Origin of the sequence: Mailhella massiliensis, assembly GCF_900155525.1 — a bacterium.
Lineage (GTDB): Bacteria > Desulfobacterota > Desulfovibrionia > Desulfovibrionales > Desulfovibrionaceae > Mailhella > Mailhella massiliensis.
This window is the reverse complement of sequence record NZ_LT706952.1, coordinates 325,807-341,233: the sequence shown is the minus strand read 5'-3', so window position 1 is coordinate 341,233 and position 15,427 is coordinate 325,807. Positions and strand designations below refer to the sequence as shown.

Sequence of the window (15,427 nt, the reverse complement as noted above, 5' to 3'; positions counted from 1 at the left end):
CGTTTCGTTTAACAGCATTCCGCCGCAGAACGCGGATGAACGAAAAGCATGCAGGGGATTGCGCGATATGCACGGAAAACTTCAAGTGCCTCTGTTACGACGTCGACTATCAGATAGTCTATGAGCGTTCTTCTGCCAAACTTCCATACCCAACTTTCAGAAGTTCCCTCGCCCCGGAGCCGACAGACGCGCGGATATTCCGGCATAAAAAAAAAAGGGACGCCGCAGCGCATCCCGTCCCGATAAAAAAGATGTATGCCCTTAAGTCAGAGGCTTGACGCCGCCCTTGCGGCCGAGGCCGAAGCCCACCCGGTACAGGTCGGGCATGTTGAAGCGCCCGTCGCTCAGGGTAAGGCAGAAACCGAGGCCTTCCAGCTGCCTGCGCACCTCCGCCCAGCCGGCGCTTTCAAATTCCGGCGGCGTATGGGAAGGATGCATTCTGACCAGTGCAGAAGGCCCTTCGGCATACGCTTCCTGCCATCTGTCCTGCACGCTCTGGAAGGGGCAGGGAACATTCATACCCTTCAGTTTCTCCAAAAGTTTCGTAGCCCAGGGGTTGTCTTCCTGCATTTCGGCCACACGAATCTGAGAGGCGATCTGCACGCCGCTCTTGATGCTCTCATAATGGATGGGGTAAGCCGCTCCCGCATACTTCTTGTCGTGGGAATCCTGACAGGCCCTGGCTATGGCCGCCATGAAGGAACGGGGCGAAGTCTGCTGGCGCGCGTCGGCCAGGTGCCCCACCGTCCAGGTGTAGGGCATCCCCCGGCGTCTGTCCCTGCCCATGTAGGGTCCGGTCAGGCGATGGAACAGCGGCTTGAGGATCTCATCGGTGAGTTCCCCGGTATTTCTGAAAAACCACACGCCGCCCTGCTCTTCAAGACTGTTGGGAAGCTGTTCGGAAAAAAGTCCGCGCAGGCATTTTCCGGAATCCCCCCCTCCGTTGCACAGTCTCTTCCAGAGCATGCCGTACAGCTCCGCCCTTGTCCAGGAAAGTTCCACCTTGGAAGCAAGCAGCTTGGATGCGTCGGGAAAGGAAAAGGATATGCGGCTGCAATGATCTTCCCGCAGAAAAATCTTTGTCTTGATGTGCGAAAAGGTGGAAAACTGCAGCGCCGTACGCAAAAGACCGGTAGTCAGTTCGTCGATATCCTTCCACGAATAAGCTACACGGTCCAGCGCATCAAACACGATGAGCAGACTCATGCCCTGCCGGGCAAAGGCCCTGTCCGCGTCAAGAAATATCCTGTCCACGCGCTCCGGATTGTCCGCCACCCACGGCACCAGAGTCTTCCATTCCGCGCCGCTGTGCGGCATATCCGCTCCCTGCTCCAGCCCGGCTGCCGAAACGCAGGCTTTCAAAAGCACCGCGCGCCAGATGCTGACGGCATCATGCCCGGAGAGAAGACTCGCAAAGGTACTCGGAGAAGGGTACTCCTCACATTGTGTCGCGCCGTGACCGATGGTTACGTGTATCCCCCTGAGATCCGGAGCGGCCTGCCCGAGCAGCGCTCTCACGTCCGCCTTCTGCAGGGCCTGAGCCCAGAACGTCTTGCCCACGCCGCGCGCGCCGATCACAAGCGGAGTATGCAGGCGCAGGGCGCGGATATGGGAAGGAGGGGTAAAAAACGTGGCAAGCGTGGGCGCCTCATACTCCGCCGAGATGGGGATGGATTCCGTCACATTTCGCAGTGCTTTCTGAATCCCGGATACGGAACAGCTCATGCTTCTTCCTCAAAAAAGAACCTGTACAGATTGTCGATAAAAGGAAACACCGCCCTCATCAGCGCTTCATCCAGCGCATGGTTCAGCGCATAAAGCTGCTCCATCGCGCTCAGGCCCTGATTCCAGTGAACAATCCACGGATGATGCGGGGCCTCTTCGTCTTCAATATCGAAATTGAAGGGCTCGGGCAATTCCGCCTCCGGCTGTTCCGAAGCATCGCCGGGCGCGGGAACGTCGTCATAGAGACTTCTGGAAAACACGTTCCAGGCGTTTTCCCTCAGGTGACGTACATAGGCCTGTTTGTCCGGCACGGGGGGAAGCATGGCGGCAACCACCTGCAGGGATTCACGCACCGCTGCTGCCTGCCCCAGCCCATTCCAGTACCGGAAAAGTATGGAGTAGCCCTTCCAGGTCTGCACGCCTTCCACGGCGAAAAGCAGCACGAGTTCAGGCGCCAGACCCAGCACGCAGGCGGAGGCGATTTCATCAAGACCTGCCCGCGAGTCAATAAGGATACAGTCGGGACCATACTCCCTGTCAAGTTTTTCCAGAAGACCGCGCAATCTCTGCGGCCAGCTGACGCGAACATCGCCTTCCATCCGGGGCATCCATGCCCGACCCATCTTGGCAATGTATTCTCCGTCGTTCCTGCCGTGGGCGGGAACGACGAAAATCTCGCCCCCACCTTCCGCAAGAGGACTCGTGGCGACCATGTTGTGGATAACCGCATCGCCGTTGCCCACCGCATCTTCCACCAGCCAGTCCAGAAGGCCGTATTCGGGGCGTCGCTCTTCCGGGAGCAGGCTGCTGGAAAGGCCCGGCGATTCCAGGTCCATGTCCACGACCATGACCGTTTTTCCCTTTTTGGCCAGATACCAGGCCGCCGCGGCCAGCGCCGTGGAACGCCCCACGCCGCCCTTGATGGAAAAAAACACCGCCGTCTTCCAGGAAAGCTCATCCTCCTCCGCACGGGCTGCCCAAGAGCTTTCCGTCAGCACTCTGTCCACCACGGTGAAGGAAAAACGACCTTCATGGCGGAACACCACGGCTCCCTGCTGTTCCTCTGCAAAAGGCGCGGCACGGAAAAACAGCGCGCGGCCGTCGGGAAGAACATGAGGCGCAAGTGTTTCGGCGATATCTTCGCGCAGGGAGGAAAGAGCCTTCTCAAACCTCTCCCCTCCGAAGGTTTCTTCATCCATCACAAGGGAAATGCGGCCGAAAAGATCCCGATTGACGAAAAAAAATTCCGTCTTTGCACTAAGCTGAAGCTCATCGTCATGCCGGAGGAAAATCTCTTCAAGCTTCCCCATAAGGTCATCAAAAAGCGCCATCACAACACCCCGTCAAGTTCCGCCTGATTGATGATTTTTGCTATCGCCTTCACAGCAGTCCCGTGATTGCGCGCCGTCTGTTCGGTAACGTCGCCTGCATGGGCGTACCGCTGATCGACCTGCCATGTATCAAACGGATTGACGGCAGGAATAAGGTAAACTCTGCCCTTCTGCATGAAGGAGAGGTATTCATTCCAGAGCGTATTGATATGCCGCTTATAGGTTTTGTCTTTAATATCATGGTCGGCATCGGACGCGACGCCCTGCTTGATGAGAATCGCCTTCAGGCCGCACTCTGCACAAAGCCCGTACAAATGATCGGCATTGGCCCAGCGCCCGTTCTGAAGAAGCAGGTCAGCATCCTGATAATGCCGGTAAAAGGCGTTGTGAAAATTCTTCTGCATGACCGTACGCTCCGCATGAGAAAGAGAAAATTTTTATAGCAAAAAAGGCAGCTTCCAGCAAGACGGCATAGGGCTTCCCCTCGGAACACCTTTCCTGCTGCCGCCGAAAAATAAAAACTACAAGAAACTTCCCCCGATTCTCAATCCTCAGACACCGCGGAATTAAACGAAAAAAGGCCGTGCATCAAACACGGCCTCTTCGTTTCCATGGTGGGGCGTGCGCGATTCGAACGCGCGACTCTCTGCTTAAAAGGCAGGTACTCTACCGACTGAGTTAACGCCCCTCTGGCCGAAAAGAAGTAGCTCCTTCAGGGAGCGAAGTCAAGCGAAAATATCAGACTTCAATCCACTCTTTTCAGAGTAAGGGGAATGACGTGCAGCGCGCGGGAAACCTCGTCCGTGCTGCCGAGCTTCCATTCCCAGCTTCCGTCGGGCCAGCCGGCACGGCGGGCCAGTTCCGCCGTCACGCCCCTGATGTCGATGATGGGGTGGCGCAGAAACACCGCGGGCAGGCCGTGCGTAAGGTTGCAGGCAAGGCAGGCATCGCCGCGCTGATGCAGTTCGAAAAGAAAGTCCAGCTTCTTTTCCGAGGCGGACATGAGCGCCAGGCGTATATCGTAAGCTCCGTCCTCAGGATCACCGAACAGCGCTTCGAAAAACTGGTCGGTACGTTCGGGAGGGAAAACTTCGTTCAGGCATTCTCTGGTGAAGATTTCTTCGTAACTGGGCATCCGCCTCTCCTTTAAGAGGGTGAAAGGTTAATGAAGGCAATTCCGTGCAGGACACACTGTACGGGCACAGGGCTTGCACGACTCGGGCCTTGCTCACGGCGGAAGTGAATTCCGCCTGCGCGGCCCTCGCGGCCCGGCCGCCCGAAGGCGTCCGGGGGCCCCGGTGCGTTGACCCATGCCCTGTGCTCCGCAGGCAGGGTACCACGAAGGCAATTCCGTGCAGGACACGCCGTACGGGCACAGGGCTTGCACGACTCGGGCCTTGCTTACGGCGGAAGTGAATTCCGCCTGCGCGGCCCTCGCGGCCCGGCCGCCCTAAGGCGTCCGGGGGCCCCGGCGCGTTGACCCATGCCCTGTCCTCCGCAGGCAGGATACCACGAAGGCAATTCCGTGCAGGACACGCCGTACGGGCACGGGGCTTGCACGACTCGGGCCTTGCTCACGGCGGAAGTGAATTCCGCCTTCGGGCGGCCCTCGCGGCCCGGCCGCCCGAAGGCGTCCGGGGGCCCCGGTGCGTTGACCCATGCCCTGTCCTCCGCAGGCAGGGTACCACGAAGGCAATTCCGTGCAGGACACGCCGTACGGGCACGGGGCTTGCACGACTCGGGCCTTGCTTACGGCGGAAGTGAATTCCGCCTGCGCGGCCCTCCCGGCCCGGCCGCCCGAAGGCGTCCGGGGGCCCCGGTGCGTTGATGCCGCGGCCATTTCCGAAAAACGGAGCGCTTCCCGGCGATTGCGGCGGGCGCTTTCACGCCGCACCTTGCATCATTATAGCGGCGGCCGTCTCATCGGGCAAGGCGAAAAGCGCCTCACGGCGAAGGTTCGACAAACAGTCTTTCCAGATCGCCTTCCGTCATGCCGTCCACGCTTTCGAGGCGGTGACGCACACGGCCCGATTCCATCACCGCAAGGAAAGAGGCAAGGCGCAGGCTCTGCCCCAGGCTGTGGGAAACCATGAGCACGGGCAGGCTTTCCGCAAGGCCGAGAAGCAGCTCCTCCACACGGCGGGCGGCGCGCACGTCCAGCGAGGCGGTGGGTTCGTCCAGAAGCAGCATGTCCGGTTCAAGAGCCAGGGCGCGCGCCAGACAGAGTCTTTGCTGCTGGCCGCCGGAAAGCCGCTCCGCGCTCATGCCGAGGCGGCTTTCCACCTCGTTCCACAAATCGGCGCGCACGAGCGCCTCTCTCACGCGGTCCTCCAGTTCCGAACGCGGGCAGTCCCGCGCCACGGAAAGGGGCAGGGAAACATTGCGGAACACGCTTACGGGAAAGACCTGCGGCGTCTGAAACACCATGGCCACACGCCTGCGCAGCACGGAAAGGGGCAACGCCTCCTTCCCCTCCTCCGGGTACAGGCGCACGCTTCCGCCGGGGAGAAAAAGTTCCGCCTGGCCCGTGGTGCGGCAGCCGGGCACTTCCTCGTTGAGGCGGTTCAGCGCGCGCAGAAACGTGGTCTTGCCGGAACCGGAGCGCCCCACCAGCACGGCTATGCCGCTGCGCGGCACATCCATGTCCACCTCATGCACCACGGCATGACCGAAAAAGGAAACCGAAAGTCCGCGCGTGCGGAGCATGTATGCGGAAGCATCATTCTGTGCCATGGCTTACGCCCTCCCCTGCCATTTTCTGCGAAAACCGTTTTCCAGCGCCCTTGCCGCCAGAAGCAGCAGGCAGGATATGCCGAGAAGCAGCGCCGCCGCGCCGAAGCCGCGCAGAAGCTCCTGCTGATCCTGATACTGGGAGGAAATGTAGTAGATATCGAAGGAAAGCGCCTCGAACTTGCCGAAAAGCCCGGCGGGCATACCCGCATTGGCCACCACGCCGGTAAAGAGAATGACGGCCGTATCCTCGGCCGCGCGGCCCACGGCAAGCACCACGCCGCCGAGTATGCCCCGTGCCGCGGCAGGCAGGCAGAGGTGGAACATGGTCTGCGTGCGGGAAAGCCCGGCGGCCGCCGCCGCAAGGCGCAGCGACGCGGGCACGGCGGCCATGGCCTCGCGCGTGGAGGCCACGAGCACGGGCAGCACCAGAAGCGCAAGGCAGCCTGCGGCCAGCAGAAGCCCGGTATTGGCCTCGGGAAAAAACGTGTGGCGCAGAAAAAGAATGAGCATGAAGCCGAAAAGCCCCATGACGATGGAAGGCATACCCGCGAGCATGTCCACGGCCGCGCCCATCACGCGCTTCTGCCCGGGCGTCGCCATTTCCGCCAGATACATGCCGCAGCCCACGCCCGGAAACACGGCGAGCGCCATGGTGAGCAGCACGAGGTGAAACGTGCCCGCGCAGGCGGGCCACAGGCCGTCCCACACCGGAACGCGGCCGAGCACGGCCTGCCACGGTTCCGCACGGCCGAAAAGAAGCTCCGTTCCCATGACGGGAAGCCCCCGCCAGAGCAGATAGCCCATGAGAGTGCAGACCATGGCGGGCACAAGGTATGCGGAAAGCATGGTGCACAGGCGGAACACACGGAAGAAAAAACGGTTCATGCCCTGCCCCCCATGCGCCGCAGGCAGAGGCTCACGGCCGCGTTGACGAGAAGAAGGATAAGCCCGGCCATGAACAGCGAATCGTACGCCGCGCCGCCCACCTCGTTGGAGGTGACGAGCGCCATGTGCGCGGTAAGGGTGCGCAGGCTGGAAAGCATGGAATCGGGCGGCACGGGCGCGTTGCCCGCCAGCATGAGCGGAAGCATGGTATCGCCCACGGCGCGGCCGAAGCCGAGCACCGCGGCGGAAAGCAGCGTGGCGCGGGAAGAGGGAAGCACCACATGCCAGAGCAGTTGCAGGCGGGTCAGCCCCATGGCGCGGCCGGGCAGTTCCACGGCCTGAAGCCTCGGGGCAAGCCCCGCCTGAAGCACCAGCACCACGGTGGGCAGGATGAGCAGACTCAGCATGACGGAGGCGGTGAGCCACGAGAAGCCGGAACCGCCGAGGCCCCGGCGTATGGCGGGCGCAAGCAGAAACACGGCGGCAAAGCCGTACACCACGGTGGGGATGGCCGTCATGACGCGCACCATGCCCCCCACCAGACGGCGGAACAGGCCGATACGGCTCCCCGTATCCGGGGAAAGCAGCCAGCAGCAGAGGCATACGCCCATGCACCAGCCCGGAACGGCGGCCGTAACGCCCATGGCGAGGGAACCCGCCGCCATGGGCAGAATGCCGAAACGCCCCTGCCCGGGCGACCACGTCCAGGAAAAGGGGCCTCCCCCCTCCCCGCCATGCAGAAACACGGGCATAGCGAAGGCGAAAATCATAAGAAAAAGCAGGACCATGCCGCCCATGGCCAGAAGCACGGAAAAACGCAGAAGAAGCGTTCCCCCGCGCCCCTCACGGCTGCAAGGTCCGAAACAGCGCATATCACTTTTCTCCGGCATGATGGAATACCGTAAGCGGCCGTGGCCCGCCGCGTAAAAACTGCCCGCGCTTTCCGCTTCGCTGCCGGAAGATTCCGGCCTGCGGAAAGACGCTGAGAACATTCGAAACGCCCGAAGAGCGCCGGGGAAAAGCCCCGGCGCTCACAAGGAACGGCCGTCTATCTCTTTCTTTCCAGCGGGATGTAGCCGGAATCGGAAATGAAGGCCTTGCCGTCTTCGGAATAGATGTAGCCGATGAACAGCGCGGTGAGGCCCGTGGGTTCACCCTTGGTGTTCATGTACAGCAGGCGGGTGATGTTGTAGGCGCCGCTCGCCGCGTTTTCCTGAGAAGGAACCATGCCGTCCACGGTGACGCCGCGGATGGAACTGTCGAGGTGGCCTATGCCCACATAGCCTATGGCGTTGGGGTCCTGGGCGATGGCGGTTTTCATGGCGCCGTTGGAGTTCACCACGTTGGCGCTCCGGGCGGACGTGCCCTTGTCCAGCGCGCGTTCCTCGAAGGTTTCGCGGGTGCCGCTGCCGTCTTCGCGCACATAGAGGGAAATGGCCGCGTCCTTGCCGCCGAGTTCCTTCCAGTTGGTGATTTTCCCTGCGAAGATGTCCTTCACCTGCGCCTTGCTCAGGCCGGTCACGGTATTTTCGGGATTCACGGCCACGGCCACGCCGTCAATGGCGAAGGGGAAGGAAACAAGGCCGTACTTGGTCACTTCGCTTTCCTTCAGGGCGCGGCCGGTATTGCCGATCTGCACGAGGCCCTCGCCCACCTTCTGCACGCCCACGCCGGAACCGCCGCCGGCCACGGTGATGCGGATATCGCCGTTGGCGGCCATGATGGCCTGGGCGGCCTTCTTCATCACCGGAATATGGGCGGTGCCGCCCGCAATGTCGATGCTGCCCTTCTGCCCCTTGAAGGAATCCAGAGGAGCGGCCACGGCCAGAGAGGCGCCGAGAAGAACCAGCGCCAGAGCGGAAAGAATACGATTCATGCACACCTCTCGTTACGAGGCGGCACTTTTCGGGAACGACGGAAGAATCGCAGAGCGGCACAAGCCGCCAGATGCAGGAAGCCGGCAAGACAGACCTTGTCTCTGCGGATGGTCTCGTCAGGTGTTCCTGAAAAACATGCCGGCCTCTTGTGGAATGGATGGTTGCCGCGCAACAACGCGCGGATTTTCCTTTTTCTGCCCCACGGGGTGGGGAAAGTCAAGGCGCAGCGCCGGCAAAGACCCGCAGAAGGCGCGGCGCACAGGGCTTTTCCGGTCCCTGCGGAAAGAAGACAAAAAAAGAGGGGGGCCTCCCCCTCCCTGTCGCCTGCCGGACCTCCTCCGCCCAAAGGACGAAAAAACGTCTAGCCCTGTGCCAGCAGGCCGCGCACGGCATGTGCCGCGTCCTTCGCCGCGAAAAGGCGCGTGGAACCGGACGGCATGTCCGGGAACGCCGCGGCGATGAAGCCTTCCTTTTCCACGCGCTCCACATCAAGGCCCAGTTTGCGGGCTGCGGCCTCCCCCTTGCCGGTAAGCACCAGCACGGCGGCCGCAAGGCGCGCGTTCACGCCGAAGAGCACGTCCTCCACCTTGTCGCCCACCATGGCGCAGCGCTCCGCGCAAAGGCCGTGCGCATCCCGCAGGCTTTCCCACATGCCCGGGGCGGGCTTGCGGCATAAGCACGCTTCTTCCGGCGCATGGGGGCAGAAGCGCGCGTCGTCGAAGCCCGCGCCGAAGGCGGCAAGCAGCTCCTGAAGCCTGGCATGGCACTCATGCCAGCCCGATTCGGGAAAATACCCCCGCCCTATGCCCGACTGATTGCTCACGAGATAGGAAGCCACGCCCCTTTCCCTGAGAAGCCCCAGCGCCTGCCCCGCGCCGGGAATAAGCTCCACCCCCTCGGCGCTGCCGAGATAGTGGCGGTCCACAATCACCGTTCCGTCACGGTCGAAAAGCACGGCGGAAAGTTCCATGGCAATCCCTCATCCTTGTGATGACATGTTCCGCCCGCGCCATGTCCGCGCGGGCCATGGCCTGTTATGGAAAAGGCCGCGCGCTGTTGTCAAGGCGGAGCTGCGCGGAAAGCGGCGCGCCGTGCGGCCCGCTTCCCCGGCCGGAAAAGCCTCCGCCGTGCCGCCTGCCTTCTCCCCAACGTGCCCCACCCGGCCGCCGCACCCGCACGGCGGCCGGACCTTTTCGGCATTCCGCAGGTCCTTGCCTGCGCAACCTGCCGGAACTCAAGGAAAATACCGCTCCCCCGCACCACTGGCCCCTCCGCTTTTCTCTTCCGCAGGTACTGGTATCGGGAAGCTTTTCTCTTCATGTCGAAAGGGCGGGGAAGGCGGCACTTCTCCTCCCCCGCCTTCGCCTTTCAGATAGGGAAAGAAAAAAAGAACAGGAATTCCGGCATGTTCAAAAATTGAAAATGACTTTCTCTTTATAGAGAACGCCTTCTCTCCCGTTTTATCCGTTACTTTTTTCACATAGCATGCACACGCGCTTCCTCCCTATGGAAAATCATGAAAAAAAACGCTCTGTTAAGATACCGTTCCCCTGTTTTTCCATGCACATGCATTCACGATTCCTGAAAAACGACTCTTTTTAAATACCTTTTCGACATAAAACCTGCTTTAAGGCATAAATCACCGTAAGACAAGCCTCTTGTATTCTCCGTAAAAGATACGTTTTGTACCGGTATTGTAATATAAAAAAAATTATTACTGTGGAAGAAAAATTTTTCTGAAAAACCATAAATTTTAATGGTAGCCACGGCAAAATGAAGAATCCGGCAAAAACCATGTTTCTTTCATGTCGGATATTCTGCAAGGCTGGTACACCTCTGTCATTCACCGGTAAAACACGGATGAAATCTGAGTATTTCATCCTTTTTAAAGGAAGAAATCATGCAGACGAAAGGCTCCATAGGAAATCTTATCAATCGTTACAAAACGGTGCTGAACAAGTGCCGACTCATGAACACCTTCGGCTCTCTTGCTACAGCGGCCATGTTCACGCTGGGCGGAGCCGGAGCCGCCCTGGCGACGGACGCCTATCAGGAACCGCCCGCCTCGTTCCACACCACCATAGATGAACCGAACCACCGCTGGTATTACGACGTCGCCGGGGAGCAGAATGTCCTTGTCAGCGGCAAAAACGCCGCCACGGAGGCGGAAAGCCCCATGGCCGTGACCGGCAGCGCCGGCATCACGCGGTTCAACTACGGCAACATCTGGGTCATGGACGGCTACGCCCAGGGCATGGGGGGAACCCCCGGCGAAAATCACACCATCCTGAACCAGGGCAACATTTATGTCGGTGAAACCATGCCCGGCGCAGGCAAGGGCATGGGCGTCGATTCCGGCGGCACGGCTCTGAACGTCGGCATCATTGCGGTACGCAGAGGCAGCGGCATGGCGGACAACTCCGGTTCCGCGGACAAGACCATGGTGAATTCCGGCGTCATCACCGCAGAAGGTGCGGACAGCGTCGGTATGCATTACCGCAGGCAGGCCGTCGGCGGCGAGGTTTCGAACACCGGCACCATCGAGGCGGACAGAAACAGCACCGCCGTGCTCGTCACGGGTACCGACGGCGCCACCGTGAAGCTGGCGGACGAAAGCCGCGTCGACGGACTCATCCGCCTTCAGGGGACGAACAACCGGCTTTCCGTTGTCGGCGTGGGCGCGGAAGGCAGGGAAAACCTGCAGGTGCAGGGCGCATTCTCCGGCTCCGTCGAGGGCAGCCGCGTGGCCTTCACCGACGATTCCGACATCCGGCTGGACAACGGCTTCATCATCGACAAAGAATCCGAGGTTTCCCTGTCCGGCGTTCGCCTTGTCCGCGGCCCGCGGAAAAACGCCGAAGGCTCCATTGTGCTCGACAAGGGCAATCTGACCCTGAACGGCGGCCTTGCCGAAGGTTCGGGTTCCCTCGGCAGCCTGAGCGCGGACAAGGGCCGTATCGTCATCGACAGGGCCGAGCTTTCCGGCAACCGCTCTCAGGCCGACCCGAAGAGCCCCGTTGCGGGCGCGATTGCGGCCGTCATGGAAGAAGGCCGGAGCCTTGCCGTCAGAAATTCCACCTTCGACGACAACCGGACGGAGGCGGACGTCTCCTCCGGTCACGGCGGCGGCGCGCTTTCCGTCACGGGCAGGGGCGGTCCCGTGCGCGTGGAAGAAAGCGTCTTCAAAGGCAACGCGGGCGTCTTCGGCGGCGCGCTGTACAACGGCGGCAGCGACGTCACCATCCAGAACAGCACCTTTGCGGACAATACGGCCGCCGCGGCAGGCGGCGCGCTGTACAATGCGGAAGGCGGAACCCTCACCTTCTCCGGTACCAACGTGTTCACCGGCAACCTTGCAGCAGGCACGGCCGGCGACATTCACAACAGGGGCACGATGGTGGTGGCGGAGGGCAGAACCCTCCTGAACGGCGGCTACACGCAGGAAGGCGCTTCCTCCGGCCTCAGCGTACGGCGCGGCGCGGCGCTTTCCATCGCCATGCCCGACGCGGGCGGCGTATCGGCCGGAGCGGGCACGGCCCTGCTCGCGCTGGGCGCTCCGCTGGAGCTTGGCTCCGGCACGCTCACCGTGGGCACGGTAACGGCCCGGAACAACGCGGCCGCGGCCTTCGGTTCCGATTCCGTGCTGGTGCTGAACGGCCGGGCCGCTTCCGAAAGCGCCATGATCCGTTCCGCCGACGGCGGTTCCCTCGCCGTGGAAAAGGGCGCGGCCCTGTACATCACCGACGCGCAGACGGGCAAAACCTACACCGTTACCGAAGGCCTCAGCGCCGCGGAAGGGGAATACTGGGCAGGCGCCGACCTTCTCGGCAGCCGCCTCACCCGGGCGGACATCCGCCGCGACGGCGAAAAAATCACGGTCGTTGCCGAAATGAAGGATGCCGCCCAGGCCCTGCCCGGCGTCATTCCGGCAAGGGCCATGAACGCCATGATATCCGGCAACCGGAACGACACGGAAGCTTCCTCCATGGGCATACGCTTTTTAAGCCGCGCCACGGAACCCGGATTTCTGGCTTCCGACAGCCTTGCCGTGGCCACGGTGAACGAGGTTTCCCGCGCGGCGGTGACGGCGGGCGTGCAGAACACGGCCCTGCGCCTTGCCGGGGCGGGCGCGGAACAGATTGCACGGCAGCTTTCCCTGAGCTTTTCCCCCGGGGACAACAGCATGACGCAGGACGGGCTGAACGTCTGGGCCGCGCCCATGTACGGCAACACCCGCACCCACGGCATGGCCGTTTCCGGCGCATCCGTGCACGGCGGCGGAGGCAAGTCCGACACCCGGGGCACGGCCACGAGTACGACCAACAGCTACAACTTCGGCGGCGTGAGCCTCTATGCGGGCTGGAACATCGACAACCTGAACATTGTGGGAAGCGCGGGCTACGCCGCCGCCGACCACGACGTGAAGATGAACCTGCCCGCCTCTCTGGGCATGGGCCGCGCCGACGCCAACGTGAACACCGACGCCTTCCTTGCCGAGCTGCGGGCCGAATACCTGATTTCCACGCCCGTGGCGGACATTCTGCCCCACGCGGGCGTGCGCTACACCGCCCTCTATACGGAAAGCCACAACGTGACCGTGGGCGGCAGGCTGCTGAACCGTGCCGGGGCCGACACGCAGCACATCGTGGAATTCCCCGTGGGCGTCACCGCGGCAAAGAGCTTCGACATCGCAGGCTGGAACATGAGGCCGCAGGCCGATGTTTCCGTCATTCCCGCCGCCGGAGACAGAAAGAATACGACGAAGGTGTCCTATGCGGGCATCAACGCCGTGGACGGCGTGAGCACCCGCATCATGGATTCCACGAGCTTTTCCGGCATGGTGGGGCTTCAGGCGGAAAAGGGCAGCCTCGCCCTCGGCCTGAACTACGGCGTGCAGGCTTCCCGCCACGAAACCGACCAGAGGGTCAACATGGGCGTAAGCTGGAAGTTCTAGCCCTTTCCTCCTCCCGTGCGGAGGGCCGCTGCAGGCGCGGCGCTCCCGCCGGAACCTGCCGGAGGCGGCAAGCACCCCCGCTCACGGCAGAGGCCCGTCATGACGACGGGCCTTTTTTCATGCCCTGCGCCGCGGCAGTCCGCGTTCTGCGGGGGATACGCCGCAACGGCCCGGCCTTTCCGCAAAAAAACTCACGGAAAGAAGGCTCACGGCGCGGCATGTAAGGCGGCCCCCGACCGAAGCACGGCGGGCTTTTCCGTCATCCTGCCCGGGGCAGGGAGCGTTCCGCCCGGCGCGGGCATGGGGCGGCGCATCCCTGCGCCGCGGCAGAAACTTTCCGCCCGGGACGGCGGAAAAAAGCGCCGGAGCGCGGCAGCCCCGCCCGGTATGCCGTCCGCGGCCGGGCCCCGCCCGTTTTTTCTTGACGCGGGCACTGCTTTTTTTCATGCTGCGTCCATGCTTTTATACATCCATGTTCCCTTCTGCCGCAGAAAATGCCGCTACTGCGCCTTTTATTCCGAGCCTGCGGCCCGGGACGATACCGCGCGCCTTGCGCTGTGGGCCGACGCCCTGTGCGGGGAAATGCGCCGCGAGGCGGAAGAGGCGGGGCATCCTGCCGTAAGCACGGTGTTTTTCGGCGGCGGCACGCCGAGCCTGCTTTCCCCTGCGCTCATGGGCCGCGTCATCGATACGGCCGCCTCGCTTTTTTCCCTTGATGCGGATGCGGAAATCAGCATGGAGGCCAACCCCGAATCCATGAATGAGGAAAAGGCCCGCGGCTTTCTCGCCGCCGGGGTGAACCGCGTTTCACTGGGCGTGCAGGCGCTGGACGACGCGCTTCTTGCCGTTCTCGGCCGCGTGCACGACAAAAAGACCGCTGTCGACGCCTTTTCCGCGCTGCGCCGCGCGGGCTGCGGCAACGTGGGGCTCGACCTCATGTGGGGCCTTCCCGGCCAGAGCGCGGAAAACTGGAAGGCCCAGCTTGCCGAAGTATGCGCCCTTTCCCCGGAGCATCTTTCCTGTTACGGCCTCATGCTGGAGGAAGGAACGCCCCTTTTCCGGGAACGCGGAAGCCTTGCGCTGCCGACGGAAGAGGAAGGCGCCCGCATGTATGAGGAAGGCGGCGCGCTTCTTGAGGCGGCGGGCTACGCGCAATATGAAATTTCCAACTATGCAAAGCCGGGTTTTGCCTGCCGCCACAACACGGGATACTGGACGGGGGAGGACTACCTCGGCCTCGGCCCTTCGGCGGTAAGCTGCATGGGAAACGAACGCCGGAGCAATACGGCGAATCTTGACCGCTGGCTTGCCGCCGTGCAGCGCAGAAAGCGCGCGGCGGAAGTGGAGAAGCTCGGCTTCACGGAAAAGGCGGAAGAACTCGTCATGCTCGGCCTGCGCACGGCGCGCGGGCTGGATATGGAAGCCTACCGCGCCCTTACCGGAAGAGATTTCGCCAGGGACAACGCCGCCTTCATGGAAGAGCTGTTCCGCCGCTCCCTGGCGGGCATGAAGGACGGGCGCTTCTTCCTCACGCGCAGAGGAATGCTTGTTTCCAGCGCCGTGATGGAACGCCTTTTCGAAAATATTCCCGAAACACCGGAGGGCGCGGCATGAACACCCCCGTCGGCCGTTTTGCGCCCAGCCCCACGGGGCTGCTGCATCTGGGCAACGCATGGTCGTTTCTTCTGGCATGGCTTGCGGCCAGAGCCGAGGGCGGGCGCATTCTCCGGCTCCGTCGAGGGCAGCCGCGTGGCCTTCACCGACGATTCCGACATCCGGCTGGACAACGGCTTCATCATCGACAAAGAATCCGAGGTTTCCCTGTCCGGCGTTCGCCTTGTCCGCGGCCCGCGGAAAAACGCCGAAGGCTCCATTGTGCTCGACAAGGGCAATCTGACCCTGAACGGCGGCCTTGCCGAAGG

The 15,427-nt window shown here is 62.3% G+C and carries 13 protein-coding genes and 1 tRNA gene; 3 read left to right on the top strand and 11 right to left on the bottom strand.

Features of this window, described 5'->3' with window-relative positions; translation table 11 throughout:
• Nucleotides 1-261: 261 nt before the first annotated feature.
• The 11 genes from CZ345_RS11645 to CZ345_RS16705 all read right to left on the bottom strand — a co-directional run bounded on the left by CZ345_RS11645 (nucleotide 262) and on the right by CZ345_RS16705 (nucleotide 10,031).
• Nucleotides 262-1,725: a P-loop NTPase family protein gene (locus CZ345_RS11645; protein WP_077073305.1), complete on the bottom strand. Its 1,464-nt coding sequence runs from the start codon at nucleotides 1,723-1,725 to the stop codon at nucleotides 262-264.
• Nucleotides 1,722-3,056, bottom strand: a complete 1,335-nt coding sequence (locus CZ345_RS11640) for a MinD/ParA family ATP-binding protein (protein ID WP_077073304.1) — start codon at nucleotides 3,054-3,056, stop codon at nucleotides 1,722-1,724. Before CZ345_RS11640 ends, CZ345_RS11645 begins: the two co-directional genes overlap by 4 nt.
• Entirely contained in the window at nucleotides 3,056-3,460 is a 405-nt protein-coding gene (locus CZ345_RS11635; RefSeq protein WP_077073303.1) for a hypothetical protein, read from the bottom strand. The genes CZ345_RS11640 and CZ345_RS11635 overlap by 1 nt, the downstream gene beginning before the upstream one ends.
• A 208-nt stretch (nucleotides 3,461-3,668) precedes the next feature.
• A tRNA-Lys gene (locus CZ345_RS11630) sits at nucleotides 3,669-3,744 on the bottom strand.
• Nucleotides 3,745-3,801: 57 nt separating this feature from the next.
• Nucleotides 3,802-4,191, bottom strand: a complete 390-nt coding sequence (locus CZ345_RS11625; RefSeq protein ID WP_077073302.1) for a hypothetical protein — start codon at nucleotides 4,189-4,191, stop codon at nucleotides 3,802-3,804.
• Between the two features lie 809 nt (nucleotides 4,192-5,000).
• Nucleotides 5,001-5,789, bottom strand: a complete 789-nt coding sequence (locus CZ345_RS11620; RefSeq protein WP_239446683.1) for a phosphate ABC transporter ATP-binding protein — start codon at nucleotides 5,787-5,789, stop codon at nucleotides 5,001-5,003.
• 3 nt (nucleotides 5,790-5,792) lie between these two features.
• Complete coding sequence (locus CZ345_RS11615; RefSeq protein ID WP_077073301.1) at nucleotides 5,793-6,674, bottom strand: ABC transporter permease subunit; 882 nt, start codon at nucleotides 6,672-6,674, stop codon at nucleotides 5,793-5,795.
• Complete coding sequence (locus tag CZ345_RS11610) at nucleotides 6,671-7,546, bottom strand: PstC family ABC transporter permease (protein ID WP_077074077.1); 876 nt, start codon at nucleotides 7,544-7,546, stop codon at nucleotides 6,671-6,673. The genes CZ345_RS11615 and CZ345_RS11610 overlap by 4 nt, the downstream gene beginning before the upstream one ends.
• A gap of 176 nt (nucleotides 7,547-7,722) precedes the next feature.
• Nucleotides 7,723-8,550, bottom strand: coding sequence for a phosphate ABC transporter substrate-binding protein (locus CZ345_RS11605; protein ID WP_077073300.1), 828 nt, complete (start codon nucleotides 8,548-8,550; stop codon nucleotides 7,723-7,725).
• A 362-nt stretch (nucleotides 8,551-8,912) separates the two neighbouring features.
• Nucleotides 8,913-9,521 carry a D-glycero-alpha-D-manno-heptose-1,7-bisphosphate 7-phosphatase gene (locus CZ345_RS11600; RefSeq protein ID WP_077073299.1) on the bottom strand — a complete coding sequence of 203 codons (609 nt, stop codon included), beginning with the start codon at nucleotides 9,519-9,521 and terminating at the stop codon, nucleotides 8,913-8,915.
• A gap of 264 nt (nucleotides 9,522-9,785) precedes the next feature.
• A complete protein-coding gene (locus CZ345_RS16705) occupies nucleotides 9,786-10,031 on the bottom strand; it encodes a hypothetical protein (RefSeq protein ID WP_144277342.1) in 246 nt (81 codons plus the stop codon).
• A 420-nt stretch (nucleotides 10,032-10,451) separates the two neighbouring features.
• On the opposite strand from CZ345_RS16705, the gene CZ345_RS11590 reads away from it, so the two are divergent.
• From CZ345_RS11590 to CZ345_RS17735, 3 genes are all read left to right on the top strand, one after another.
• Entirely contained in the window at nucleotides 10,452-13,505 is a 3,054-nt protein-coding gene (locus CZ345_RS11590) for an autotransporter outer membrane beta-barrel domain-containing protein (RefSeq protein WP_077073297.1), read from the top strand.
• Between the two features lie 456 nt (nucleotides 13,506-13,961).
• The gene (hemW, locus tag CZ345_RS11580) at nucleotides 13,962-15,119 is read left to right on the top strand and encodes a radical SAM family heme chaperone HemW (protein ID WP_077073295.1); all 1,158 of its coding nucleotides are present in this window, start codon (nucleotides 13,962-13,964) and stop codon (nucleotides 15,117-15,119) included.
• The coding region (locus CZ345_RS17735) for a glutamate--tRNA ligase family protein (protein WP_420843774.1) at nucleotides 15,116-15,427 on the top strand (312 nt) is incomplete at its 3' end. The genes hemW and CZ345_RS17735, both read left to right, overlap by 4 nt.

Coding starts and splice junctions, on each gene's coding strand:
- CZ345_RS11615 (WP_077073301.1), bottom strand. CDS start 6,674: ATGAACCGTTTTTTCTTCCGTGTGTTCCGCCTGTGCACCATGCTTTCC.
- CZ345_RS11600 (WP_077073299.1), bottom strand. CDS start 9,521: ATGGAACTTTCCGCCGTGCTTTTCGACCGTGACGGAACGGTGATTGTG.
- CZ345_RS11610 (WP_077074077.1), bottom strand. CDS start 7,546: ATGCGCTGTTTCGGACCTTGCAGCCGTGAGGGGCGCGGGGGAACGCTT.
- CZ345_RS11640 (WP_077073304.1), bottom strand. CDS start 3,056: ATGGCGCTTTTTGATGACCTTATGGGGAAGCTTGAAGAGATTTTCCTC.
- CZ345_RS11625 (WP_077073302.1), bottom strand. CDS start 4,191: ATGCCCAGTTACGAAGAAATCTTCACCAGAGAATGCCTGAACGAAGTT.
- hemW (WP_077073295.1), top strand. CDS start 13,962: ATGCTTTTATACATCCATGTTCCCTTCTGCCGCAGAAAATGCCGCTAC.
- CZ345_RS11635 (WP_077073303.1), bottom strand. CDS start 3,460: ATGCAGAAGAATTTTCACAACGCCTTTTACCGGCATTATCAGGATGCT.
- CZ345_RS11620 (WP_239446683.1), bottom strand. CDS start 5,789: ATGGCACAGAATGATGCTTCCGCATACATGCTCCGCACGCGCGGACTT.
- CZ345_RS11590 (WP_077073297.1), top strand. CDS start 10,452: ATGCAGACGAAAGGCTCCATAGGAAATCTTATCAATCGTTACAAAACG.
- CZ345_RS11605 (WP_077073300.1), bottom strand. CDS start 8,550: ATGAATCGTATTCTTTCCGCTCTGGCGCTGGTTCTTCTCGGCGCCTCT.
- CZ345_RS11645 (WP_077073305.1), bottom strand. CDS start 1,725: ATGAGCTGTTCCGTATCCGGGATTCAGAAAGCACTGCGAAATGTGACG.